Origin of the sequence: Agrobacterium sp. 719_389 (assembly GCF_900188475.1) — a bacterium.
GTDB lineage: Bacteria > Pseudomonadota > Alphaproteobacteria > Rhizobiales > Rhizobiaceae > Agrobacterium > Agrobacterium radiobacter.
On the sequence record NZ_FYEM01000002.1, the window covers coordinates 309,109 to 332,757 of the forward strand.

Consider the following 23,649-nt stretch of genomic DNA (forward strand, 5'->3'; position numbering starts at 1 on the left):
CTCACCCGTTGCCTTTGACCAGTTCGCGGCCGATCAGCATCCGGCGGATTTCGCTGGTGCCTGCGCCGATTTCATAAAGCTTGGCATCTCTCAGCAGTCGCCCGGCCGGGCTTTCATTGACATAACCGGAACCACCGAGAAGCTGGATCGCATCCAGCGCCACCTGTGTTGCCCGCTCGGCGGCAAAGAGGATCGCGCCCGCCGCATCCTGTCGTGTGATGCGGCCGTTGTCGCAGGCCCGCGCCACGGCATAGACATAGGCGCGCGACGCATTCATGGCCGAATAGATATCGGCAAGCTTTCCCTGCACCAGCTGGAATTCGCCAATCGGCTTGCCGAATTGCTTGCGCTCACGCGCATAGGGCAACACCAGATCGATTGCCGCCTGCATGATGCCAACAGGGCCGGCGGCCAGCACGGCGCGCTCGTAATCCAGCCCGCTCATCAGCACCGTCACGCCGTCGTTCAAGCGCCCGAGAATGTTCTCCTCCGGCACCTCGCAATCCTCAAACACCAGCTCCGAGGTTGGCGAGCCGCGCATGCCGAGCTTGTCGAGTTTCTGCGCGGGGCGAAAACCCTTGAAGCCTTTTTCGATCAGGAAGGCCGTGATGCCGCGTGGGCCGGCAGACATATCCGTCTTGGCATAGACAACCAGCGTATCCGCCTCGTGGCCGTTGGTGATCCACATCTTCGTGCCGTTCAACACATAAACGTCACCCTTGCGTTCCGCCTTCAGCTTCATCGAGACAACATCCGATCCGGCTTCCGTCTCGCTCATGGCGAGCGAACCGACATATTCGCCGGAGACGAGTTTCGGCAGATATCTGTGCTTCTGCTCTTGCGTTCCCCAGCGGTGAATCTGGTTGATGCACAGGTTGGAATGGGCGCCATAGGAAAGGCCGATGGAAGCCGATGCCCGGCTTATCTCCTCCATTGCCACGCAATGGGCGAGATAGCCCATGTCAGCACCGCCGTACTCTTCCGAAACGGTGATGCCGTGCAGGCCGAGTTCGCCCATCTGCGGCCAGAGCTTGCGCGGAAACCGGTCGTCGCGATCGATTTCGGCGGCGAGTGGTGCTATTTCATCGTCGGCGAATGCACTTGCGCTGTCGCGCAGCGCTGCAATTTCCGGGCCGAGATCGGCGTCGAAAATGGCGGCGAGGTTCAAACTCATCGCGTCTCCTCCTCCGGACGGCAGTTTGTCTCCGTCCCTCTCGTCAGCGGCCAGCACCTCCTCCGTGCTGGCAACTCTCATTTACGGCGCGTCACCTCCGGTGAAGGCGGCGGAACGGCGCACGAATGTCTTGATGGCGAAATTGGACTGGATGCGCGACACGCCGGGAACCGTGGTCAGGAAATCCAGAAGCTGCTGGTAATGCGGCAAATCCCGCACCATGGCATGAATGAGATAATCGGAACTGCCGCTGGTCTGGTAGCCACCCACCACTTCCGGAATGGAAGCGACATGGTGCTCGAAGGTCGTCAGCGCTTCCTTGATCTGCCGTTCCAGCGTGACGGAAATGAAGACGCCCATATTGCCGAGCAGCCGGTTCTCATCAAACACGGCCGTGTAACCACGAATGATGCCTTCCTCTTCCAGCTTGCGCACGCGGCGCAGCGTCGGCGTGAAGGAGAGGCCGATTCTCGCCGCCAGATCGCGCCAGCTCACCCGCCCGTCATCGCCGAGCACATGAAGAATCTTCTGGTCGAAACTGTCGAGCTCAATCATGGATCATTTGCTCTATGATATGACTAATTGTTGGATCAAAGATATCGTCAATCAAAAAACTGTCAATCAAAATAGCTTTGAAATGAATTCAAGATAGTGATAGCGTTCACATCAGTCGCGGTCTGGAGGAGATTGCGGTGGGTCGTTTTCCTAAGGGGGGAAATGGCCAAGGGAGGTGAATTTGGCTGTGCATGACCCTGTCGTTATCGTCGGGGCCGCCCGTACCGCTATGGGTGGGTTTCAGGGCGAATTCAAATCGGTGGCCGCACCCGATCTCGGGGCGGCGGCGATCCGCGCGGCCGTCGAGCGGGCCGCAATTTCACCTGCTGATATTGACGATGTGCTGATGGGCTGCGTGCTTACGGCCGGGCAGGGGCAGGCCCCGGCCAGACAGGCGGCCATTGCCGCCGGCATTCCCAACTCGGTTGGCGCGACGACCATCAACAAGATGTGCGGCTCTGGCATGAAAGCAATCATGCTGGGCCATGACCAGCTTGCCGCGGGAAGCTCTTCCATCGTGCTTGCGGGCGGTATGGAAAGCATGAGCAACGCGCCCTATCTGCTGGATCGCGCCCGCAATGGCTATCGTCTCGGCCACGGCAAGCTCACCGACCACATGTTTCTCGATGGCCTTGAAGACGCTTATGACAAGGGTCGGCTGATGGGCACTTTCGCGGAAGATTGCGCGCAAGACTATCAGTTCACGCGCGCCATGCAGGATGATTACGCGTTGGCCTCACTGGAACGGGCGCGACGCGCTATCGCGGACGGTGCTTTCGAGGCGGAAATCACGCCCGTTGGTGATGTTGCCGTCGATGAGCAGCCGGGAAAGGCCCGCCCGGAAAAAATCCCGCAACTGAAGCCCGCCTTTCGCGAAGGCGGAACGGTGACGGCGGCGAATTCCAGCTCCATTTCGGATGGCGCGGCCGCTCTTGTTCTCATGCGCAGGTCGGAAGCGGAAAGGCGGGGTCTTTCGCCTCTGGCAACGATCATCGGCCAGACCTCCCATGCCGATGCGCCTGCAAAATTTCCGACTGCTCCCATCGGCGCGATGAAAAAGCTGTTCGGAAAAACCGGCTGGTCGGCGAAGGATGTCGATCTGTTCGAAATCAACGAGGCCTTTGCCGTGGTCGCGATGGCGGCGATGTGCGATCTCGATCTGCCGCATGAAAAGGTGAATGTGCATGGCGGCGCCTGCGCGCTCGGCCATCCGATCGGGGCTTCGGGTGCACGCATCGTCGTCACCTTGCTGTCCGCCTTGCAGCGTCACGGGCTGAAGCGCGGCGTGGCCGCCGTCTGCATCGGCGGCGGCGAAGCGACGGCGCTCGCGTTTGAACTGCACTGAGGGGGCGGCGATGATCCTGAATGAAGCCCAGCAGCAGATCAGGGACATGGCCCGCGATTTCGCCCGTGAGCGGCTCGCCCCCGGTGCTAGCGCGCGCGACCGGGAAAGCCGGTTCCCGAAAGACGAGCTGAAAGAAATGGGCGAACTCGGTTTCCTCGGCATGCTGGTCTCCGAGGACTATGGCGGCTCTGAAACCGGTGCCGTCGCCTATGCTTTGGCGCTGGAGGAGATCGCCGCCGGTGACGGCGCCTGTTCCACCATCATGAGCGTTCACAATTCGGTCGGCTGCGTGCCGATCCTGAAATTCGGCACGGAAGACCAGAAGCAGCGTTTCCTGCCGAAGCTCGCCGCCGGCGAATGGATAGGTGGTTTTGCGCTCACTGAACCGCAGGCCGGTTCCGACGCCTCCAATCTCAAGACCCGCGCCCGGCGCGACGGCGACCGTTATATTCTCGACGGCGCGAAACAGTTCATCACATCAGGCAAGAATGGCGACGTCGTCATCGTTTTTGCCGTCACCGATCCGGCGGCGGGCAAGAAGGGCATCAGCGCCTTCATCGTACCGACCGATACGCCGGGTTACGAGGTGATCAGGGTCGAGGAGAAACTCGGCCTGCATTCGTCCGATACCTGCCAGATCGCCTTTACCGACATGGCGGTCCCGGCGGAATTGCGGCTTGGTGAAGAAGGGCAGGGGTATCGCATCGCGCTCGCCAATCTGGAAGGCGGCCGCATCGGCATTGCCGCGCAGGCGGTTGGCATGGCGCAGGCAGCCTTTGAAGTGGCGCGGGATTATGCCCGTGAGCGCAAGGCCTTTGGCCAAGCAATCATCGAGCATCAGGCGGTGGCGTTTCGGCTTGCGGATATGGCCACGCGGATTACGGCGGCGCGGCAGCTGGTGCTGCATGCGGCGGCGCTGAAGGAAGCTGGTGAGCCCTGTCTTTCGGAGGCCTCTATGGCGAAGCTCTTCGCATCCGAAATGGCCGAGCGCGTCTGCTCGGACGCCATCCAGATTCACGGCGGTTACGGCTACATGGCGGATTATCCGGTGGAGCGGATCTATCGCGATGTGCGCATCTGCCAGATTTACGAGGGAACCAGCGATGTCCAGCGGATGGTGATCGCGCGCAACCTCTGAGAATTGTTTCGTCGTCTGGAGGAGATGGCGATGGGAGGAGTAGAATGGATATAACCGAAACACCACATCTCAGCCTGCATGTTCCAGAGCCTGCCGTGCGGCCCGGCGACCAGCCGGATTTCTCCAATGTGAAGATACCCAAGGCCGGCTCCGTGCCGCGCCCGGAGGTGGATGCCGCGCCCGAAAGCATGCGCGATCTCGCCTATTCGATTATCCGTGTCCTCAATCATCAGGGCGAGGCCGTTGGGCCGTGGGCGGGGCTGCTTTCGGATGACGACCTGCTGGTGGGCCTCAAAAACATGATGCGGCTTCGGGCTTTCGATGCCCGCATGCTGATGGCGCAACGGCAGGGCAAGACCTCCTTCTATATGCAGCATCTGGGCGAGGAAGCGGTCAGCTGCGCCTTCCGCAAGGCGCTTTCCAAGGGTGACATGAATTTCCCGACCTACCGGCAGGCGGGACTGCTCATCGCTGATGACTATCCGCTCGTCACCATGATGAACCAAATCTATTCCAACGAGCTGGACCCGCTGCACGGGCGGCAATTGCCGGTTCTCTATTCCTCGAAGGAACATGGCTTCTTCACCATTTCCGGCAATCTCGCCACGCAATATGTGCAGGCGGTCGGCTGGGCGATGGCCTCGGCCATCAAAGGCGATACGAAAATCGCGGCCGCCTGGATCGGCGACGGCTCGACGGCGGAGTCGGATTTTCACTCGGCAATGGTTTTTGCCTCCACCTACAAAGCTCCGGTCATCCTTAATATCGTCAATAACCAATGGGCCATTTCCACCTTTCAGGGCATTGCGCGCGGCGGTTCCGGCACCTTTGCGGCGCGCGGGCTGGGTTTCGGCATTCCGGCGCTTCGGGTCGATGGCAATGATTATCTCGCCGTTTATGCCGTGGCGCGCTGGGCGGTGGAGCGGGCGCGGCGCAACCTCGGCCCGACGCTGATCGAATATGTGACCTATCGTGTCGGCGCGCATTCCACTTCGGATGATCCAAGCGCCTATCGCCCCAAGACGGAGTCGGAGGCATGGCCTCTGGGCGACCCGGTTCTGCGGCTTAAAAAACATCTCGTCCTGCGCGGCGTCTGGTCGGATGAACGGCACCGGCAGGCGGAGGCGGAAATCGCCGACGAGGTGCTGGAAGCCCAGCGCGAGGCGGAAAGCCACGGCACGCTGCATGAGGGCGGCAAACCGCCGAAAAAGGATATTTTCGAGGGCGTCTACGCCGAGATGCCGCCGCATCTCGCCCGCCAGCGCCAGAAGGCAGGGTGGTGAGACATGACAAGAATGACGATGATCGAAGCCGTCCGCAGCGCCATGGATGTGTCCATGGAGCGCAGCGACGATGTCGTGGTTTTCGGTGAGGATGTGGGCTATTTCGGCGGGGTCTTCCGCGCCACGCAGGGGCTGCAGGGAAAATACGGCAAGACCCGCTGTTTCGATGCGCCGATCAGCGAATCCGGCATTGTCGGCACGGCGATCGGCATGGCTGCTTATGGTCTGCGCCCTTGCGTCGAAATTCAGTTCGCCGATTACATGTACCCCGCCTATGACCAGATCACCCAGGAAGCGGCGCGTATCCGGTATCGCTCCAACGGCGATTTCACCTGCCCGATTGTTCTCAGAATGCCGACGGGCGGCGGTATTTTTGGCGGGCAGACGCACAGCCAAAGCCCCGAGGCGCTCTTCACCCATGTCTGCGGGCTGAAGGTGGTGGTCCCTTCCAATCCCTATGACGCCAAGGGGCTGCTGATCGCATCCATCGAAGACCCCGACCCCGTGATGTTTCTGGAGCCGAAGCGGCTTTATAACGGTCCCTTCGACGGCCATCACGACCGGCCGGTAACGCCCTGGTCCAAGCATGATATGGGGGAGGTGCCGGAAGGGCACTACACCATTCCCATCGGCAAGGCCGAAATCCGCCGCCCCGGAAACGATGTCACCGTCATCGCTTATGGCACGATGGTGCATGTGGCGCTGGCGGCGGCGGAAGAGACCGGGGTGGATGCCGAGATCATCGATCTGCGCAGCCTCTTGCCGCTCGACCTCGATACCATCGTGAAGTCGGTTTCGAAGACCGGCCGCTGCGTCATGGTGCATGAGGCGACACTCACTTCCGGCTTCGGTGCGGAAGTCGTGTCGCTGGTGCAGGAACATTGTTTTTATCATCTGGAGGCCCCTGTCGTCCGCGTCGCCGGCTGGGATACGCCTTATCCCCATGCGCAGGAGTGGGACTATTTTCCGGGACCTGCCCGCGTCGGGCGCGCCCTTGTCGAAGTCATGGAGGCCTGATTATGGCGGAATTTATTCTCACTATGCCTGATGTTGGTGAAGGTGTGGCGGAAGCCGAACTGGTGGAATGGAACGTCAAACCGGGCGATCTCGTCCATGAGGACATGGTGCTGGCCGCGGTGATGACGGACAAGGCGACGGTTGAAATCCCCTCACCCGTGGCGGGTGTGGTCACCTGGCTTGCCGTGACGGTTGGAAACACCGTGCCGGTGAAGGCGCCGCTCCTGCGCATTGAAACCGATGTCGCTGCCGTCGCGCCCAATGGCAGCATGCCGGAAGCGGAGGCACCCACCCAGATGACGGAAGCGCCTGCCGACATGACGGACACGCCGCCACCCATTGAAACACAGCCGACGGCGCGAGAGCCCGAGGAGGCGCCACCGGCGCCCGCAGCCGAACTGCACCATAAACCGCTGGCATCCCCCGCCGTCCGCCAGCGCGCGGACGATCTCGATATCGATCTGGCACAGGTCAAGGGAACGGGCCCAGACGGGCATATTACCCATGCCGATCTCGACGGTTTTTTAACCGTGCGGGGGCGGCCTGAACGCCCCGAGCCGATAGAGCTCCACGATAGCGCCGTCGAGGAGGTGAAGGTGGCCGGGCTCAGGCGCAAGATTGCCGAGAAGATGGTGCTTTCCGCCTCCCGAATTCCCCACATCACCTATGTCGAGGAAGTCGACGTGACCGATCTGGAAGATCTGCGGGCGACCATGAACGGCAACCGCCGTTCCGGGCAACCGAAACTGACGATCCTGCCGTTTCTGATGCGCGCGCTGGTGAAAGCCGTTGCGGATCATCCCGGCATGAATGCCACCTTTGATGACGAAAAAGGGGTCGTCAGCCACTACGAGGCGGTTCATATCGGCATCGCCACGCAGACGCCGTCGGGCCTGACGGTCCCGGTCGTGCGTCACACGGAAACGCTCGGCCTCTGGGAATGCGCAGAGGAAGTCGCGCGCGTTGCAGAAGCCGCCCGCACCGGCACGGCGCATCGGGAAGAACTGATGGGCTCCACCATCACCATCAGTTCGTTGGGAGCCCTGGGCGGCGTCGTTTCGACGCCCCTCATCAATCACCCCGAAGTGGCGATCATCGGCGTCAACAAGATCATGACGCGGCCGGTCTGGGATGGAATTCGCTTTGTGCCGCGCAAGATGATGAACCTGTCTTCCAGCTTCGATCACCGTGTCGTCGACGGCTGGGACGCGGCGGTCTTCATCCAGGCAGTCAAGGCACTGCTGGAGAAGCCCGCGCTGATTTTCATCGAGTGAAGGAGACCGGCGACCACTCCGTCACGCGCTTCTCATCCCTGTGCTCGTCACAGGGATCCTTTCAGCCCAAGCCCTTGGGTTGAAAGGGGTCTCTCCGCCGCGCAGACACGCGTCGGCTGGATTTCTGTGACGAGCAGAGGAATGAGGGGGTGAGTTTTTAAGCCGCCGTTTTCGACCTTCACGGAACTGTTTCGCTGTCGGTATAGGCTTGCGTTCGTCATCTTCGGGTATAGAAGAGAAGAACGAGAAGCATGTTTTCTCACCATGATCATAGTGGCGGAAGAGGGCGCTCCGGTGCCCGGCGGTCCGCCCTCCGCCGGCAACCGAACGAAGAAGGTCCTCCCATGCAAACTCCCAAACCCGTTGTCCTGACTATTCTCGATGGCTGGGGGCTGAGTGAGGACAAATCCAGCAACGCGCCTGTTCTGGCGAACACGCCCACCATGGACCGGCTTTTCGCCACCTGCCCGAATGCGACGCTGACCACCTTCGGCCCGAATGTCGGCCTGCCGACCGGGCAGATGGGTAATTCCGAAGTCGGCCACACCAATATCGGCGCCGGCCGCATCGTTGCCATGGATCTCGGCCAGATCGATCTGGCGATCGAGGATGGCAGCTTTTTCCGCAATGCGGCGATGCTTGATTTTGCCGCCAAGGTAAAGGCCGCGGGCGGCGTGGCGCATCTGATGTGCGTGGTTTCCGATGGCGGCGTCCATGGCCATATCCTCCACGGCCAGGCGGCGGTGAGGCTGATGATCAGCCATGGGCTGAAGGTTGTGGTGCATGCAATCACCGATGGCCGCGACGTGGCGCCGCAATCGGCTGAAGATTTTGTGGCGGCGCTGGTAGCGAGCCTGCCGCAGGGGGCAAGCATCGGCACGGTAATCGGCCGTTATTATGCGATGGATCGCGACAATCGCTGGGAGCGCGTCGAGAAAGCCTATGACGCCATGGTTCTGGCGAAAGGCGAACACGCGCGGGATGCGGTGAGCGCCGTTGCCCAGAGCTACAAAAACAATGTCACCGACGAATTCATCCTGCCGACAGTGATCGATGGTTATGAAGGTTTCAAGGCTGGCGACGGCCTGTTCTGCCTGAACTTCCGCGCCGACCGTGCCCGTGAAATCCTGCTTGCCATTGGCGCCAATGACTTCGACGGTTTTCCGCGCGAAAAGCCCGTGCTTTCAGCGCTGCTCGGTATGGTGGAATATTCCACCCGCCACAGCCATTTCATGACGACGGCCTATCCCAAGCGCGATATCGTCAATACGCTCGGCGCCTGGGTGGCAAAGCAGGGGCTCACGCAGTTTCGCCTTGCCGAGACGGAAAAATATCCGCATGTCACCTTCTTCCTGAATGGCGGCAAGGAAGAGCCGGAAGTCGGGGAAGACCGCTTCATGCCGAAATCCCCGAAAGTCGCGACCTACGACCTGCAGCCGGAAATGAGCGCGCCCGAGGTGACGGAGAAATTCGTCGAGGCGATCGGCAAGGGTTACGATCTGATCGTCACCAATTACGCCAACCCTGACATGGTCGGCCATACCGGCGATCTGCAGGCCGCAATCAAGGCCTGCGAAGCCGTGGATCGCGGGCTTGGTGCGGTCGTTGCCGCGCTCGAAAAAGTGGGTGGCGCGATGCTTGTCATTGCCGACCACGGCAATTGTGAAACCATGGTCGACCCGGTGACAGGCGGCCCGCACACGGCCCACACCACCAATCCGGTGCCGGTGATCCTTTTCGGTGGACCGGAAGGTGCAAAGCTGCATGCTGGTATTCTCGCCGATGTCGCGCCCACCCTGCTGCAACTGATGAACGTGCCGCTGCCGCCGGAAATGACGGGCAAGAGCCTGATCGACCTCTAATCAAACGCAGTCGCGCGGCAGCATTCCAGCCCCGCGCGACTGCCCGTTTCCCGCGTTCGGGACGAGCGTCTGTGCTATGGTTGTTTTGCGTAGAGACGGTCGTGGACCAGCATCCCGGCAATCATGGCGCAGACGAAAAGAACGACCGGCGTCAGCCCGAGGGCGAAAGCCGATAGTGCCGGGCCGGGACAGAAACCGGCAAGCCCCCAACCGATGCCGAAAATGGCCGAGCCTGTTATGAGCGGCCGGTCTATGCGGGTTTTGGCGGGAAGGCTGAAATCCTCAGCGAGGATGGGCTTGGCAAGACGTCGGCTGAGCAGCACACCCGGCACGGCGACCATCACTGCACCGCCGAGAACGAATACCAGGCTCGGATCCCAATGGCCGCTCGCCACGTCGAGAAAGCCGGAAACGCGGGCGGGATCGACCATGCCTGACAGCGAGAGGCCGAAGCCGAACAGCGCCCCTGCGGCCAATGCCAGGGCAACACGGGCCACGACCGGATTTTTCATGACAGGGCTCCTGCTATCGTCGCGGCACAGATGCCTGATATCAGGAAGGTTACGGTCGCGGCGATGGAGCGCCGGGAAAATCGCGCCAGTCCCATGATGCCATGGCCGGACGTGCAGCCGGAGCCCATGCGCGTGCCAAAACCCACCAGCACGCCCGCAATAAGGATGAGCGGCCATGGTGCAGCGATGGTGATGTCAGGCAGCCGGCCGAATGCCGCGGCGTAGGTATAAGGTCCGGCCAGCAAGCCGGCGACGAAGGCGAGATCGGCAAGACGCCGCTCCCTGCCGAGCATTTTGCCCATGATCCCGCTGACGCCGGCAATACGGCCGTTGAAAAGAAACAGCAGAATGCAGGCAAGACCGAGCAGCATGCCGCCAAAAAGAGAGGGCCAATAGGGGCTCACGGGTTCTCCTCCTCCGGCGCGCAGAATATGGTGTAAAGGGCCTCGATCAGTTGCGCCGCTTTCGCTTCGCTCAGTTGGTAGAAGATCTGCTTGGCGTCGCGCCGGGTTTCGACCACGCCGGCTTCCCGCAGCACGCCCAGCTGCTGGGAGAGCGTCGGCTGGCGAATATCCAGCTTGGCCTCCAGCTCGCCGACGGAGAATTCCCCCTGCGCCAGCGTGCAGGCGAGCATCAGCCGCGCCGGGTGGGCAAGCGTTTTCAGAAGCAGTGCGACCTCGACGGCCCGCTCCTCCATGGCGGGAAGGGGAATTGCAGCAATGTGCGGGCGCTTTTCCCGCGTGTTTTCCTTTACCATATGCTGCCCTCCAGCACGTCGAGCGGGAATTTCAGGTAACGTTTGCCATTCTCTTCCGGCTCCGGCAGACGGCCGCCGCGAATATTGACCTGCAGCGCATGGAGAATGAGCTTAGGCATCGGCAATGTGCGATCCCGTGTTTCCCTGAGACGGATGAAGCCCTCCTCCGTCATGCCGGCCAGATGCGGATTGCTGCGTTTCTGTTCGCCAACGGTGCTTTCCCATTTCGGAGCGCGGCCGCCGGGCTGATAATCATGGCCGGTGAAAAGCCGTGTTTCGTCGGGGAGGGCGAGAATGTCCTGAATGGACGCCCAGAGTTCTCTGGCGCTGCCGCCCGGAAAATCAGCGCGCGCAGTGCCGGAATCGGGCATGAAAAGCGTATCGTGCACAAAGGCGGCATCTCCCACCACATAAGTCAGGGAGGCTAGCGTATGCCCGGGCGAAAACAGCACGCGCGCTTCCAGGGAGCCGATATTGAACCTGTCGCCCGCCTCGAACAGCCGGTCCCATTGCGAGCCGTCGGTTTCGAGATCCGGCCAGTTATATTTCTCCTGCCAGAGCCTCTGTACGCCGGTGACTTTCGCCCCGATCGCCGTCTGTGCACCGGTCTTCTGCTTCAGGTAGTGGGCGGCGGAAAAATGGTCGGCATGGGGATGGGTATCGAGAATCCATTCCACTGACAGGCCCTGGCTCGCCACATAATCCAGAATGGCATCGGCATTCATCGTTCCGGTTGCACCGGACTTCTCATCGAAATCATAGACCGGATCGATGATGGCGCAACGCTTGGTCGCGGGATCGGAGACGACATATTGCACGCTCCATGTGCGCGGATCGAAGAAGGCCTTGACGTGTGGAACCGCCACTTCGCGTCGCTCCAGCCAGCGGGTGGCGCCGGAAAGGTCAAAGCCATGCGCCTTGCCGAAAGCCTCGATGTCGCCCCGCTCGATGCGTCCATCCAGCGCTTCGCCGAGAACATGAAGGGTGAGTGCGCGCGTGCCGCCCTTGCAATGGGCGAAAACGGGGCCGTCCGCTTCCGCCATCTTCTGCTGGAAGGCGCGGATATCGGCTTCGGAGATGGTGGGGCCGCTAACCGGGATGAAAGCATAGGCCATGCCTGCCGCGCCGGCGGCGCTTTTTTCCTGCGCATTGCCCGGCTGACCGGGTTCTTCCCCATCAGGCCGGGCGTTGATGATGCTTTTATAGCCCTGGGCGGAGAGCGACTGGAAATCGGCGATCATCGGCTGGCCCGCAACGGTCAGACGCTCGTTGATCTTCACGGCATTCATCGGCATCTCCTGTTGTAATAAATTAATATATATTATTATATAATGTATATTGTTTGTTTGCAAGGGGCAGCGAGCGTCTTCGTTCCGGATGTCTCCCGCTGGATTTCAGTCGGAAGGAAACCCTAGAGACGGGATTTCTTCGTTTTGTGACGGTTGAGCGGAGATTGCCTGTGTTCGCCATGCAAAAACGTGCCTTGTGCCTGAAAAGCATTCAGGCACAAGGCATTTCCCCGGAAGCCGGTTCGAACTTCGGCTCGTTTCAGACGGCGAGCCTGCGGCGTGTCGCTTTCCAGCCGAGACAGATGGCTGCAACAAGCAGAACCGTCTGGGCGACCACAAAGGGCGGTTCATTGCCGTTCGGCGCCAGGTTGTTGAGTGTTTCGACCTTGAGAAATGCCTGAACGATCAACACGAACATATTGAGATAAAGGCTGATCGTGGCGGTTATCGTATAAATAATGCGCGCCCTGCCATTCAGACCGTATCCGTAAAGCGCAACCAGTGCGATTGCCAGAACGATGGTCGAGATGATGCCGACGCCGAGTGCCGGCGTGAAATTTCCGATTGGAAACAGAAAGCCAGTGAGTGTGGTGGCGAGCGTGGTGACGAGGAAAAGCGCCATCATGCGCGGCATCCACCGCCCTGCCGCATAAGTGGGCAGGGCGATCAGTCCGGTTACGATACCAATGAGGCTCAGGGCAACGTGCAATGTCGTGAATTGGGGAATGGTCAGTCCGAGGATCATGATGCGTCTCCCTCTATTCGGTTTTGGCTGCACGATACCGGCTGGCGGCAAGTGCATGCGACAGATTGGGCCTCAATGCCGCGCGGGCTGCAAGGAAATTTTCGAGATCGGCCGCATCCGGCAGGGAAGGAATGGTCAGGGTCTCGCCAAGATCGAGGCCGGCGAGGGCCGCATCCACCATCTCGTAAACATCCATGACCATGGCGGCCGGAATGGCGTCGAGCCGCTCCTCTTCCCAGATCGCCGTGCGGGTAATGCCCGGCAGGACACCCTGAACCCGCACGCCGGACGGGGAAAGCTGCGCCTGCAGCGCTTCGGTGAAGGCGAGCACAAAGGCCTTGGTTGCCGGATAGACGGCGGTAAATGCCGCCGGCATCAGGGCCGTTACCGAGGTGATGTTGATAATCGTGCCTTTGCCATCGGCTGCAAGACGTGGCGCGATCGCCGCTGCAAGCCGGGTGACGGCAAGGATGTTGAGGTTGATCATCGTCGTGACGTAGGCCGGGTCCAGCGCCGTGATCGAGCCTTCCCCGGCAATACCGGCATTGTTGACGAGGCCCATGATCCGCCGATCGTCGCACAGCCGCACTTCCACCTTTTCGAGGTCTTCCGCCCTTGAAAGATCGGCGGAGAGAACCTCGACCGCGATATGGTGATCCTTCTCCAGCTGGGTTGCCAGCGCCTTCAGCTTTTCGGCGCGCCGCGCCACGAGGATGAGGTCATGGCCGCGTTTTGCCAGACGTTCGGCATAAACCGCACCGATGCCATCGGATGCGCCGGTGATGAGAAATGTATTCTGTGTCATGTCCCGTGTCTCCTGTGTCCGGTGGTTTCAGGTGTTGATGAAGGCGAGAAGGTCGGCGTTGAACCGGTCCTGATGGGTCTGCGTCAGGCCATGGTCGGCGCCCTCGTAGATTTTGAGGACCGCGTGTTTGATGATTTTGACCGTGGAGAGCGCCGAAGCGCCGACCGGTACGATCTGGTCGTCATCGCCGTGCAGAACCAGCGTGGGTTTGTCGAAGGCCTTCAGGTCCTGGTGGAAATCGCTTTCCGAGAAAGCGCGAATGCTGTCGAGCTGGCCCTTGAGCCCGCCCATCATGCCCTGCCGCCAGAATTCGTCGCGGATGCCTTGCGAAATCACGGCGCCCTCGCGGTTGTAGCCGTAGAAGGGAATGGTCAAATCCTTGAAGAACTGGCTGCGATTGTCATAGGTGCCCTTGCGGATGCCATCGAAAACATCGATCGGCAGGCCGATGGCATTGCTTTCCGTCTTCAGCATCAGCGGCGGCACCGCGCCGATGAGGGCGATCCTGGCGACGCGGGCCGTACCATGACGACCGATATAGCGGGTCACCTCGCCGCCGCCGGTGGAATGGCCGACCAGAATGATGTCGTGAAGATCGAGCTGTTCGATCAGTTCGGCCAGATCGTCGGCATATTGATCCATGTTATTGTTATCCCAGACTTGGTCGGAGCGGCCGTGGCTGCGGCGGTCATGGGCGATGGTGCGGAAACCCTGATTGGCAAAGAATACCATCTGCGCATCCCACGTATCGGCGCTGAGCGGCCAGCCGTGGGAGAAGATGATGGGCTGGCCGTCTTTGCGACCCCAGTCCTTGTAGAAGATGTGCGTTCCGTCTCTGGTGGTGATCGTTGTCATGGCTCTCTCTCCTGTTGCAGGGAGCTTGCTTGCGTCCCGTGGGAATAGAGATACTCTGGAGACAGCCGGGGCCGGATTGGCGCTTTTGACAGAAAGCGAGCCGAAACTGACAAAACGGGGGTGTGGGCGCATGGCGGGTGTAACGGGAAGCGCGCTGGAAGTCGGTCTCGTCCTCTATCGGGACTGTCAGATCGCCATGGTACACGGTATCACCGATCTTTTTGCCATCGCATCGGTATTTTCCCAGGATCGCGGCGGACCGAAATTGCGGGTCAGCCACTGGAGCATGGGTGAGGGCGGTGAATTTTCCCGCTGTCACGACACTCATTCCGGGCACTCAGGACATCCCGACATTTTCGTTGTACCCGGCCGGTTGACGGGGCCTGCTGAAATCGAGGAAGCCGAGCCTTACGCCCGCTGGCTGCTGGATCGGCATGCGCAGGGGGCGACGCTCGCCGCCAGTTGCGGCGGCTCCTTCATGATTGCAGCCACGGGCCTCCTGTCCGGCCGCCCGGCCACCACTCACTGGCTGTTTGCCGAGCGTTTCCGCGAGCGTTTTCCCGATATCCGGCTGGAGATAGACAAGATCGTCATCGAGGATGGCGATATCATCACGGCTGGCGGGCTGATGGCGTGGACCGATCTTGGCCTGCGCATCGTCGACCGGCTGCTTGGACCTTCGGTGATGATCGAGACCGGCAAGTTCCTGCTGATCGATCCCTCGGGGCGTGAACAGCGCCATTATAGCAGCTTCGCCCCAAGGCTGACGCATGGTGACGAGCCGATCCTGAAGGTGCAGCACTGGCTGCAGGCCCGCGCCGGGCGGGCGACGAGCGTTGCCGACATGGCCGGCCATGCCGGGCTGGAGGAGCGAACCTTCCTGCGCCGCTTCAAGGCCGCCACCGGCATGAAGCCCATCGAATATGTCCAGCATCTGCGGGTCGGCAAGGCGCGGGAATTGCTGGAATTCACCCGCCGTTCGGTCGATCAGATCGCATGGTCGGTGGGTTATGAGGATGCCGCCGCCTTCCGCCGGGTGTTTCACCGTATTCTCGGCCTTTCACCGGGTGAATATAGAAACCGCTTTTCCAGCAGTTCGGCCATGGCTGCGGCGTGAGGCTGCCAACCGTCCCGGTGGGGCGAAGGCCCGGCCCTTGCAATGTGGCGGGTGTTTGCTAACATGCCAGACAAGTTTAAAACAGGTGGGCCGGAATGGACGTTGAGAGCAGCACGAAGCCGGGAGTATCGCTCGCGGCGAAAATCAGCTCCGCATTGCGGCGCGATTTGACGGAAGGCGTTTTCCGCCCCGGCGACCGTCTTCCGAGCGAAAGTGCGCTCACACGGGAATATTCAGTGAGCCGCACGGTGGTGCGCGAAGCCATCGCCATTCTGCGTGCCGACGGCCTCGTTGAAGCCCGCAAGGGCGCGGGCGTTTTTGCCGTCGAAGTAAAGCCGGCCAAGGAGCTGCCTTTTAACGACCTGGCCGTGGGACGGATTTCCTCGGTGATCGAGTTGCTGGAATTGCGCACCGTCTTTGAGGTTGAATCCGCCGGGCTTGCGGCATCGCGCCGTTCCGCGGTGCAGGTGGAGGCGATTGTGGATGCGCACCGGCGCGTCGGCGACTGTCTCGCCGCCGGTTTGCCGACGCGGGACGCTGATTTCGAGTTCCATCTGGCCATTGCGCAGGCGACGCAGAACAGGCGGTTTCCCGAGTTTCTTCAGCTCATTCGCTCCGGCATCATTCCTCGCGGCGAATTGCAGGGGGCCGCGCCCGGGTCGCGTCCGAAGGACTACAACCTGCACCTCCAGGAGGAGCATGCGAGGATTGTCGACGCCATCATCGAAGGTGATGCCGATGCCGCCCGCCAATATATGGCGGCGCATCTGCGCGGCAGTCTTGAGCGCTACAAGGTGCTTCTGCGCTCCCGCACTGCCGCTGAGTGATCCAGAAATTGATTAGGGGTCAATAGGTTACACGGTCGACCGCCGATAAAAGGCTAGCGAGGCGGCGAGCGTCAGAAGCGCGCCGCCGCAAATCCGGTCGAGCCACAGGGCTCCGGATTTCCGCAGCAGCCGGACGGCCTGCGAGCCGAGCAGGGCATATCCGAACATCACGATGAAATCGATGCCGGCGAAGATCAGCGCAAGCGCCGCATATTGCTGGATCTGCGGCGCAGCGGGATCGATGAATTGCGGCAGGAAAGCGGAAAAGAACAGGTATCCCTTGGGGTTGGTGACCGCCACGAGAAAACTCTTGAGGAAAATCGAGTTTGCGGAAGCAGCCCCGTTGGCCTCTGCCGGTTGAAGGGCGCCATCGAGCATGCCTCTTGAGCGCAAAAGCATGATGCCGAGGAAGGCTAGATAGCAGACGCCCACCCATTTGACGACGCCGAACCAGAATTCAGAGGCGGCGAGCAAGGCCCCCAATCCTAGTGCTACTGCGCCGATCAGGACAAAATCCGAGAGAACAGCGCCAGCCATGCCGATCATGGCGCGGCGTACTCCGAATCTTGAACCATTTGCAAGGGCGAGCAAAACGGTAGGGCCGGGCGTGGCAATGCCGATAAAGGCGACTACGGCAAATGCCAGAAGTGTCACGTCAGCCATATTTTTCCTCCCCTGAAGGTGCGGATGTCATCGGCATCATCGCCGGAGCAGGCGTCCGCGCATTCTGCGAGGTGGGAGAATACAGGCTTTTGTGGGTGCCGCAACGCAGGTGCTTTTCCCAAAGCAAAACGAAAGCCCGACGGCTTCGGCGCGCCTTCAGCTTCCTGGGCGATACGGATTTCGCCGGTACTCGCTTGACAGCCTCCAACACCTGTGACAACTTGCGAGTAGTTGTCAGACAGGATTGCGCTTTGGTCACTTGCGCAATCGATCTCTGGCAAGGGAGGAATCATGTCAAAAAGACGCCTTTCGCTTTATGGCCTGTCCGGCCAGATCGGAAGTATTGCGGTCACGCTGCTCGGATTGTTGCTGCTGACCTTTTTCATCGGCCGCCTGATGCCCGCCGATCCGGTGCGGGCCATTGTCGGTGAGGACGCGACGCGCGAAACCTATGAACAGGTCTATCATGCGCTCGGCTTCGACCGGCCGCTCTGGCAGCAGTTCATCTATTATCTCGGCGATGTGTTCACCGGCGATTTTGGAACCTCGATCCGCACGGGCCAGCCCGTCATCCAGGATATCATACGCGTCATGCCGGCGACGATGGAGCTTGCGACCTTCGCGATCCTGATCGGCGCTGGCCTTGGCATTCCCATGGGCGTTTATGCCGCGGTCAATAAAGACCGCTGGCAGGATCATCTGGTACGCGTGCTCAGCCTGTTCGGCCATTCCATGCCGATCTTCTGGACAGGCATGATCGCGCTGATCGTTTTTTACGCCCATCTCGGCCTTGTCGGCGGCGGTGGCCGCATGGACCAGTTCTATATTGGTCTCGTGGAGGAGCGAACTGGCTTTCTGCTGATCGACAGCCTGCTGGCCGGAGACATGGAAGTCTTCTGGTCGGCCATCAATCACCTCATCCTGCCCGCCGCTTTGCTCGGTTATTCCTCCTCGGCCTATATCACCCGCATGACGCGCAGCTTCATGCTGGACCAGCTGGGCCAGGAATATGTGACGACCGCCCGCGTCAAAGGCCTGTCGCAGCGGCAGACGGTGTGGCTGCATGCCTTCGGTAATATCCGGGTGCAGCTCGTCACCATCATTGCCCTTGCTTACGGTTCGCTGCTGGAAGGCGCGGTCCTTATCGAGACCGTCTTCGCCTGGCCGGGTTTCGGGCAATATCTCACCAGCAACCTTATCATCGGTGACATGAATGCCGTGATGACCTGCGTGCTTATCGTCGGCGTCATCTTCATCGGGCTCAATCTCCTGTCCGACATTCTCTACCGCTTTTTCGATCCGAGGACCCGCTGATGACGGCTCGTGCAGAAACTTCCTCTCGCCTTCCGGTCCCCTTGAACGCGCTGAAGAACATCGTTGTCTTCCTGCTGAAAAGCCCGACATCGGCTTTCGGTCTGGCCGTCCTGCTGCTGCTCGTCATCGCCGCTGTTTTCGCGCCCTGGCTTGCGACGCACGACCCTTACGCGCAGGATCTCGCCAAGACGCTGCAGCCGCCGGGTAACGGCCATGTCTTCGGCACGGATGAGCTGGGGCGCGATATCTACAGCCGCCTTCTCTGGGGCGCGCGCATCACGCTCACCATCATTTCGCTGGTCTCGATCATCGTCGGTCCGGTCGGTCTTTTGGTCGGCACGGCGTCGGGTTATCTCGGCGGCAAGTTCGATACAGTTATGATGCGCATCACGGATATTTTCCTGTCATTCCCGAGCCTCATCCTGTCGCTCGCCTTTGTCGCGGCGCTTGGGCCTAGCCTCAACAATGCGATCATAGCGATCGCGCTCACCTCATGGCCGCCGATCGCACGGCTTGCCCGTGCCGAGGCCATGACCTTCCGCAAGGCGGATTACATCGCCGCCGCAAGGCTTCAGGGTGCCTCGCCGCTACGCATCATCGTCAAATCGATCATGCCCATGTGCCTGCCTTCGGTCCTCATCCGCCTGACGCTGAACATGGCGACCGTCATTCTGACCGCCGCCGGGCTTGGCTTCCTCGGTCTCGGCGCGCAGCCGCCCTTGCCGGAATGGGGAGCGATGATCGCGACCGGACGCCGCTACATGCTCGACAGCTGGTGGCTCGTCACCTTCCCCGGCGTTGCGATCCTTTCCGTCAGCCTCGCCTTCAACCTTCTGGGTGACGGCCTGCGGGATGCGCTCGATCCGAAGCAGATGAACCGGAAATAGGGCCATGGAAAAACCAATCCTCGACGTCGAAAATCTTCGCATCCGTTATGGCGGTTCGCCCACCGAGGCCGTGCGCGGCATCTCCTTCACCCTTGGCCGGGAACGGCTTGGTATTGTCGGCGAAAGCGGCTCGGGTAAATCCACCGTCGGCAGGGCGCTGCTGCGGCTCCTGCCATCGGCGACGATAACCGCCGACAAGCTTGATTTCGATGGTCTCGATCTTCTGTCGCTCAGTGAGAAGGAGATGCTGAAGGTTCGCGGACGGCGCATGTCGATGATCCTTCAGGATCCGAAATTCTCCCTCAATCCCATCCGCCGTGTCGGCGATCAGGTGACGGAGACCTATCTGCGCCACTTCAAGGCTTCGAAATCGGAAGCCCGGAAAAAGGCGCTCGCCATGCTCGATGCGGTGAAAATCCGCGACGCCGCCCGCGTCTACGAGCAATATCCGCACGAGATTTCCGGCGGCATGGGCCAGCGCGTCATGATTGCGATGATGCTGCTTGCCGATCCCGATCTTGTCATTGCCGATGAGCCCACCTCGGCGCTTGACGTGACGGTGCGGTTGCAGGTGTTGAACATTCTCGACGGTCTCGTGCGTGATCGCGGCATCGGCCTCATCATGATCAGCCACGATCTCAACCTCGTGCGTAATTTCTGCGACCGGGTACTCATCATGTATGCCGGCCGGGTAGTGGAAACACTAGCGGCGCGCGATCTCGATCAGGCGCAGCATCCCTATACGCGCGGCCTGCTTGCGGCGCAGCCGCGCATCGGCGGCGCGCGCGCGCCGCTTGCGGTGCTGGATCGCCGTCCCGAATGGCTGGAGGAGAAAGTATAATGGCCGTTTCCGTTGAAACCCGCGATCTTTCCATTACCTTCGGCAGCGGGCACACGGCGCTGAAAGTGCTGCCTTCGGTGTCCTTTCGCGTCGAGCCGGGCGAATGTTTCGGGCTGGTCGGCGAAAGCGGTTCGGGCAAATCGACCGTATTGCGCTGCGTATCAATGCTGAATGATTTCTGGAGCGGCGAAATCCTCATCAATGGCAGGTCGGTTCGCGACATGCCGCTGATCGAGCGATGCCGTACCCTGCAGATGGTGTTTCAGGATCCCTATGGGTCGCTGCATCCGCGCCAGTCGGTGCGCACCGTTCTCGGGGAATCGCTCTCGATCCACAAGCTCGGCGACCGCGAAGAGCGCATGCGCAAGGTGATTACGGATGTCGGTCTGCCAGTGTCGTTCCTCGATCGCTTCCCGCACCAGCTTTCCGGCGGCCAGCGGCAGCGCGTGGCGATTGCGCGTGCGCTGATCCTTGAACCGTCGCTGCTTCTGCTCGACGAACCAACCTCGGCGCTTGATGTCTCGGTGCAGGCGGAAATCCTCAACCTGCTGCAGCGCCTGCGCGAAGAACGCGGCTTCACCTATATCATGGTGACGCACGATCTCGCCGTGGTCGACCACATGTGCGACCGCTTCGCCGTGATGCTACGCGGTGAAATCACCGAAATCCTGCCGCGCGAGGCCATCGCCGGAAACGGCGCGACGCATCCCTATGCGCGCGAACTGATTGGCGCCTCACTGGAATATGAAGGCGCATGACACCTCCCAAAGCGTGATCGTCCTCCTCCGGGGCATCACGAATAATAAAATCCTCCTTCCTTGCCCGGCCTTCAGTGCCGGGCAATTTTTTGGATGGTGTTTCGCTCGGATGGGCTGCAAAACAGAAAAGGCGCGGTGTTGGCCACGCCGATGGTGATGGATAGAGGCCGGAAATTTCCCTTCCGTCATGCTCGGGCTTGTCCCGAGCATCTACAACCGAGCGATTTTACGATACGTGGTTGGATCCTCGGGACGAGCCCGAGGATGACGTGGCGTGTGAGGGAGGATTTCCGATAGTCTCGGAAATCCAGTTGGAGGTCACCGCTCCTTGCTCACTTCTTCAAAGCGAGAGAGCCAGGGGCTGACGATCATGCCCTTGATATCGCTGCGGAAGGCGGCGGTGTCGATGACTTCGGAGAAGGGCTGGATGGACATCACGATCTCGTCCATATAGGCCTGCAGGTCTTCATAAAGCTTCGTCTGTTTCGCCACGTCGCGCTCGACCAGCGCTTCCTCAATCATCTTGTTCAGCTTCTCATCGAAGAAACTGGTGCGCCAGCTCTGATAATTGGTGAGCTTGGCGTCGTCGGCATTGTTGGGGTTATAGGCGATCGAGCGCAGGTTGTTGTCCGGATGCGGCTGCTGGCCGCCGCCGCCGCGGCCGAGCAGCAGTTCGAAATTGCGCTCGCGCATCGCGCCGTAAATCTGGTCGCCGGAACCGCTGATCAACTCGGCCTGAATGCCGGCCTGGGCCAGCGTGTTCTGGATCGCCGTTGCCGCCTTCATGAAGGGATCTTCCGAAAGAACGCGCAGCGTGGTCTTGAAACCATTGGGATAACCGGCCTCGGCCAGAAGCGCCTTGGCTTTTTCGACATCGAGCTTGTAGCCTTGATCGGGCAGCGCGCCCATGACACCGGTGCTGAGAGAACGCTGGTGCAGCTTGCCGTAATAGGGCATGACCGCCTTGTCGAGGCCGTCGTAATCGATCAGGTAACGCAAGGCCTCGCGCACCTTCTTGTTCGCGAATTTCTCATCCTTCATCGAAACGCTGAGGTAATAAAAACCGGAGCCGGGCGTGGATTCGATGGTGACGGCCTTGTCGGCCTCAAGCGATTTCAGGTCCGGGGCCTGCAGGGAGTAGGCAACGTCGATATCGCCCTTTTCCAACATAAGCCGCTGCGACTGCGATTCCGGCAGATGGCGCATGAGGATGCGTTTCATCTTGGCCTTCTCACCCCAATAATCATCGTTGCGGGTGAGGATGATATATTCGTTGGACTTCCATTGGGTGAGCTTGAAGGGACCGGAACCGGCGGAATTCAGCGTCAGCCATGCGCCGCCGAGATCGCCGTCCTTTTCATTGGCAAGCGCCGTCTGGCTGTCGATGATCGAGCCCGGACCATTCTGCGCAAGAATCATCAGCAGCAGATTGGGATCATCGGGCTTTGGAATATTGAGCACGAAGGTCTGGTCGTTTTCGGCAACGAAGAGCTTGTCGGCCTCTTCCAGCTTGAAACCGCGCGTTTTGAGGAAAGACGATTGCGCCAGATTGCGGGCGAGCAGCCGCTTCAGGCTCCACGCTACATCCTTTGCCGTCACGGCGTTGCCGGAGGCGAATTTGGCGTCGCCGCGCAGGTGGAAACGGATCGATTTCCGGTCCTCGGCGATCTCCCAGCGTTCGGCAAGGCGGGGCTGGACGCTGCGATCTTCAGGGGAAAGCACCACCAGCGTGTCATAGACGTTGTTCAGAACCTGCACCGTCTCGCGGCCGGTAATGGCGGCGGGATCAAGGGTCAGGATGTTGCTCATGGTCGTGGCGACGATGAGCTGGTCTTTCGGCGTTTCGGCGAAAACACTGAGCGGCATCGCGCCGATCAGCAGGGCGCCAAGCGCTGCGGTTGCAAGAAAATGTTTCATTTTTCCTCCCAATACGGCCGTTCATACGGCCTTTCCACGTTTTGATCCACGCGCCTGGTTCCTCCACAGGTGTCGCATGATCAGCCAAGAATCTCTCTGACCGGGTCTGTGAGCGCCCGACCGATTGCGGCCGTTGCCGGCGCATCCAGATGCACGCCATCCACCGGTGAGGCGCTGGCGACCGATCCGGCATCGAAGAAGGCGTGCCCCAGTTCGGCGGCGAGTTTGCGGTAAAGCGGCGCAAGCCGTAGCGATTGCGCGATATCTCGCCCGCCGGCCGGCTCTTCGCCAGGACCTGCAACGCAGGGCGGCGGGGCGACGATCAGCAGTTTCGGCACTGCCTCGCGCGGTTTGTAGATGAAGGTCTCGACGATCTGCGCCAGTCGCCGCATACCGGCAACCGCCGCTTCCGCGCGTCCGCCATGCACCGGTTTGATGTCGTTGGTGCCGAGCATGATGATGACGAGATCGAGCGGCATATGGCACGACAGCGCGACTTCAAGCGCCCGCGCGCCATTGCGGCAGGCGGGGCCGGTATGATCGTCATAACAGGTGGTGCGCCCGCCAAGGCCCTCGGGGTGAACCTTCGCCTTTCCCGCGAGCTCTGCCTCCAGTACCTCCGGCCAGCGGTGTTCGGCCGGGTGCCGGAGGCCCGTTGCCGGGTCTGCGCCCCAAGTGAGGCTGTCTCCGAAGGCGAGCACGGTTTTCATCGCC

25 protein-coding genes are annotated in these 23,649 nt (G+C 60.8%); 12 read left to right on the forward strand and 13 right to left on the reverse strand.

Translation table 11 applies throughout. The features are described 5' to 3' along the window. Nucleotide 1: 1 nt before the first annotated feature. Both CFB10_RS05165 and CFB10_RS05170 read right to left on the reverse strand, forming a co-directional pair. Nucleotides 2-1,174 (reverse strand): isovaleryl-CoA dehydrogenase, encoded by a 1,173-nt coding sequence (locus CFB10_RS05165; protein WP_026364004.1) that lies wholly within the window; start codon nt 1,172-1,174, stop codon nt 2-4. 81 nt (nt 1,175-1,255) lie between these two features. Next, entirely contained in the window at nt 1,256-1,729 is a 474-nt protein-coding gene (locus CFB10_RS05170) for an Lrp/AsnC family transcriptional regulator (RefSeq protein ID WP_003500312.1), read from the reverse strand. 229 nt (nt 1,730-1,958) lie between these two features. On the opposite strand from CFB10_RS05170, the gene CFB10_RS05175 reads away from it, so the two are divergent. The 6 genes from CFB10_RS05175 (at nt 1,959) to gpmI (ending at nt 9,648) form a co-directional block, all read left to right on the forward strand. Then, the gene (locus tag CFB10_RS05175; protein ID WP_020012048.1) at nt 1,959-3,074 is read left to right on the forward strand and encodes an acetyl-CoA C-acyltransferase; all 1,116 of its coding nucleotides are present in this window, start codon (nt 1,959-1,961) and stop codon (nt 3,072-3,074) included. Between the two features lie 10 nt (nt 3,075-3,084). Beyond that, entirely contained in the window at nt 3,085-4,212 is a 1,128-nt protein-coding gene (locus CFB10_RS05180; RefSeq protein WP_020012047.1) for an acyl-CoA dehydrogenase family protein, read from the forward strand. A gap of 44 nt (nt 4,213-4,256) precedes the next feature. Continuing rightward, on the forward strand, nt 4,257-5,495 hold the full coding sequence (locus CFB10_RS05185) for a 3-methyl-2-oxobutanoate dehydrogenase (2-methylpropanoyl-transferring) subunit alpha (RefSeq protein WP_020012046.1): 1,239 nt from the start codon (nt 4,257-4,259) through the stop codon (nt 5,493-5,495). A gap of 3 nt (nt 5,496-5,498) precedes the next feature. Then, nucleotides 5,499-6,512: an alpha-ketoacid dehydrogenase subunit beta gene (locus CFB10_RS05190; RefSeq protein WP_026364002.1), complete on the forward strand. Its 1,014-nt coding sequence runs from the start codon at nt 5,499-5,501 to the stop codon at nt 6,510-6,512. 2 nt (nt 6,513-6,514) lie between these two features. Beyond that, nucleotides 6,515-7,786: a dihydrolipoamide acetyltransferase family protein gene (locus CFB10_RS05195; RefSeq protein WP_026364001.1), complete on the forward strand. Its 1,272-nt coding sequence runs from the start codon at nt 6,515-6,517 to the stop codon at nt 7,784-7,786. Nucleotides 7,787-8,130: 344 nt separating this feature from the next. Next, nucleotides 8,131-9,648, forward strand: a complete 1,518-nt coding sequence (gene gpmI, locus CFB10_RS05205) for a 2,3-bisphosphoglycerate-independent phosphoglycerate mutase (RefSeq protein WP_026364000.1) — start codon at nt 8,131-8,133, stop codon at nt 9,646-9,648. Between the two features lie 74 nt (nt 9,649-9,722). On the opposite strand, the gene CFB10_RS05210 is transcribed toward gpmI, so the two are convergent. From CFB10_RS05210 to CFB10_RS05240, 7 genes are all read right to left on the reverse strand, one after another. Continuing rightward, nucleotides 9,723-10,160, reverse strand: coding sequence for a YeeE/YedE family protein (locus CFB10_RS05210; RefSeq protein WP_020012042.1), 438 nt, complete (start codon nt 10,158-10,160; stop codon nt 9,723-9,725). Beyond that, nucleotides 10,157-10,564: a YeeE/YedE family protein gene (locus CFB10_RS05215; protein WP_026363999.1), complete on the reverse strand. Its 408-nt coding sequence runs from the start codon at nt 10,562-10,564 to the stop codon at nt 10,157-10,159. The genes CFB10_RS05210 and CFB10_RS05215 overlap by 4 nt, the downstream gene beginning before the upstream one ends. Further along, nucleotides 10,561-10,917 carry a sulfite-sensing transcriptional repressor BigR gene (bigR, locus tag CFB10_RS05220; RefSeq protein WP_020012040.1) on the reverse strand — a complete coding sequence of 119 codons (357 nt, stop codon included), beginning with the start codon at nt 10,915-10,917 and terminating at the stop codon, nt 10,561-10,563. Before bigR ends, CFB10_RS05215 begins: the two co-directional genes overlap by 4 nt. After that, complete coding sequence (gene blh, locus CFB10_RS05225) at nt 10,911-12,206, reverse strand: bifunctional sulfur transferase/dioxygenase Blh (RefSeq protein WP_026363998.1); 1,296 nt, start codon at nt 12,204-12,206, stop codon at nt 10,911-10,913. The genes bigR and blh overlap by 7 nt, the downstream gene beginning before the upstream one ends. Nucleotides 12,207-12,465: 259 nt before the next feature. Then, complete coding sequence (locus tag CFB10_RS05230) at nt 12,466-12,951, reverse strand: hypothetical protein (RefSeq protein WP_020012038.1); 486 nt, start codon at nt 12,949-12,951, stop codon at nt 12,466-12,468. Nucleotides 12,952-12,964: 13 nt separating this feature from the next. Further along, a complete protein-coding gene (locus CFB10_RS05235; RefSeq protein ID WP_020012037.1) occupies nt 12,965-13,756 on the reverse strand; it encodes an SDR family oxidoreductase in 792 nt (263 codons plus the stop codon). A gap of 27 nt (nt 13,757-13,783) precedes the next feature. Further along, nucleotides 13,784-14,611 carry an alpha/beta fold hydrolase gene (locus tag CFB10_RS05240; RefSeq protein WP_020012036.1) on the reverse strand — a complete coding sequence of 276 codons (828 nt, stop codon included), beginning with the start codon at nt 14,609-14,611 and terminating at the stop codon, nt 13,784-13,786. Nucleotides 14,612-14,741: 130 nt separating this feature from the next. On the opposite strand from CFB10_RS05240, the gene CFB10_RS05245 reads away from it, so the two are divergent. Together CFB10_RS05245 and CFB10_RS05250 are read left to right on the forward strand one after the other, a co-directional pair. Continuing rightward, a complete protein-coding gene (locus CFB10_RS05245) occupies nt 14,742-15,728 on the forward strand; it encodes a GlxA family transcriptional regulator (RefSeq protein ID WP_026363997.1) in 987 nt (328 codons plus the stop codon). Between the two features lie 95 nt (nt 15,729-15,823). Next, complete coding sequence (locus CFB10_RS05250; RefSeq protein WP_020012034.1) at nt 15,824-16,555, forward strand: FadR/GntR family transcriptional regulator; 732 nt, start codon at nt 15,824-15,826, stop codon at nt 16,553-16,555. 27 nt (nt 16,556-16,582) lie between these two features. Here the strand turns inward: CFB10_RS05250 and CFB10_RS05255 are convergent, their stop codons facing one another. Both CFB10_RS05255 and CFB10_RS23685 read right to left on the reverse strand, forming a co-directional pair. Beyond that, nucleotides 16,583-17,218, reverse strand: a complete 636-nt coding sequence (locus tag CFB10_RS05255) for a LysE family translocator (protein WP_020012033.1) — start codon at nt 17,216-17,218, stop codon at nt 16,583-16,585. After that, a complete protein-coding gene (locus CFB10_RS23685; protein ID WP_141097704.1) occupies nt 17,206-17,499 on the reverse strand; it encodes a hypothetical protein in 294 nt (97 codons plus the stop codon). The genes CFB10_RS05255 and CFB10_RS23685 overlap by 13 nt, the downstream gene beginning before the upstream one ends. A 10-nt stretch (nt 17,500-17,509) precedes the next feature. Between CFB10_RS23685 and CFB10_RS05260 the strand changes: the two genes are divergently transcribed. From CFB10_RS05260 to CFB10_RS05275, 4 genes are read left to right on the forward strand one after another with little or no spacing between them, the layout of a single operon-like run. Next, nucleotides 17,510-18,532 (forward strand): ABC transporter permease, encoded by a 1,023-nt coding sequence (locus CFB10_RS05260; protein ID WP_020012032.1) that lies wholly within the window; start codon nt 17,510-17,512, stop codon nt 18,530-18,532. Continuing rightward, entirely contained in the window at nt 18,532-19,419 is an 888-nt protein-coding gene (locus CFB10_RS05265) for an ABC transporter permease (protein WP_026363996.1), read from the forward strand. The genes CFB10_RS05260 and CFB10_RS05265 overlap by 1 nt, the downstream gene beginning before the upstream one ends. Before the next feature lie 4 nt (nt 19,420-19,423). Continuing rightward, nucleotides 19,424-20,260 carry an ABC transporter ATP-binding protein gene (locus tag CFB10_RS05270; protein WP_020012030.1) on the forward strand — a complete coding sequence of 279 codons (837 nt, stop codon included), beginning with the start codon at nt 19,424-19,426 and terminating at the stop codon, nt 20,258-20,260. Next, complete coding sequence (locus CFB10_RS05275) at nt 20,260-21,018, forward strand: ABC transporter ATP-binding protein (protein WP_020012029.1); 759 nt, start codon at nt 20,260-20,262, stop codon at nt 21,016-21,018. Before CFB10_RS05270 ends, CFB10_RS05275 begins: the two co-directional genes overlap by 1 nt. A gap of 318 nt (nt 21,019-21,336) precedes the next feature. Here the strand turns inward: CFB10_RS05275 and CFB10_RS05280 are convergent, their stop codons facing one another. Both CFB10_RS05280 and CFB10_RS05285 read right to left on the reverse strand, forming a co-directional pair. Next, nucleotides 21,337-22,935 carry an ABC transporter substrate-binding protein gene (locus CFB10_RS05280; RefSeq protein ID WP_020012028.1) on the reverse strand — a complete coding sequence of 533 codons (1,599 nt, stop codon included), beginning with the start codon at nt 22,933-22,935 and terminating at the stop codon, nt 21,337-21,339. 80 nt (nt 22,936-23,015) lie between these two features. Beyond that, nucleotides 23,016-23,645: an SGNH/GDSL hydrolase family protein gene (locus CFB10_RS05285; protein ID WP_020012027.1), complete on the reverse strand. Its 630-nt coding sequence runs from the start codon at nt 23,643-23,645 to the stop codon at nt 23,016-23,018. Between the last annotated feature and the right edge of the window lie 4 nt (nt 23,646-23,649).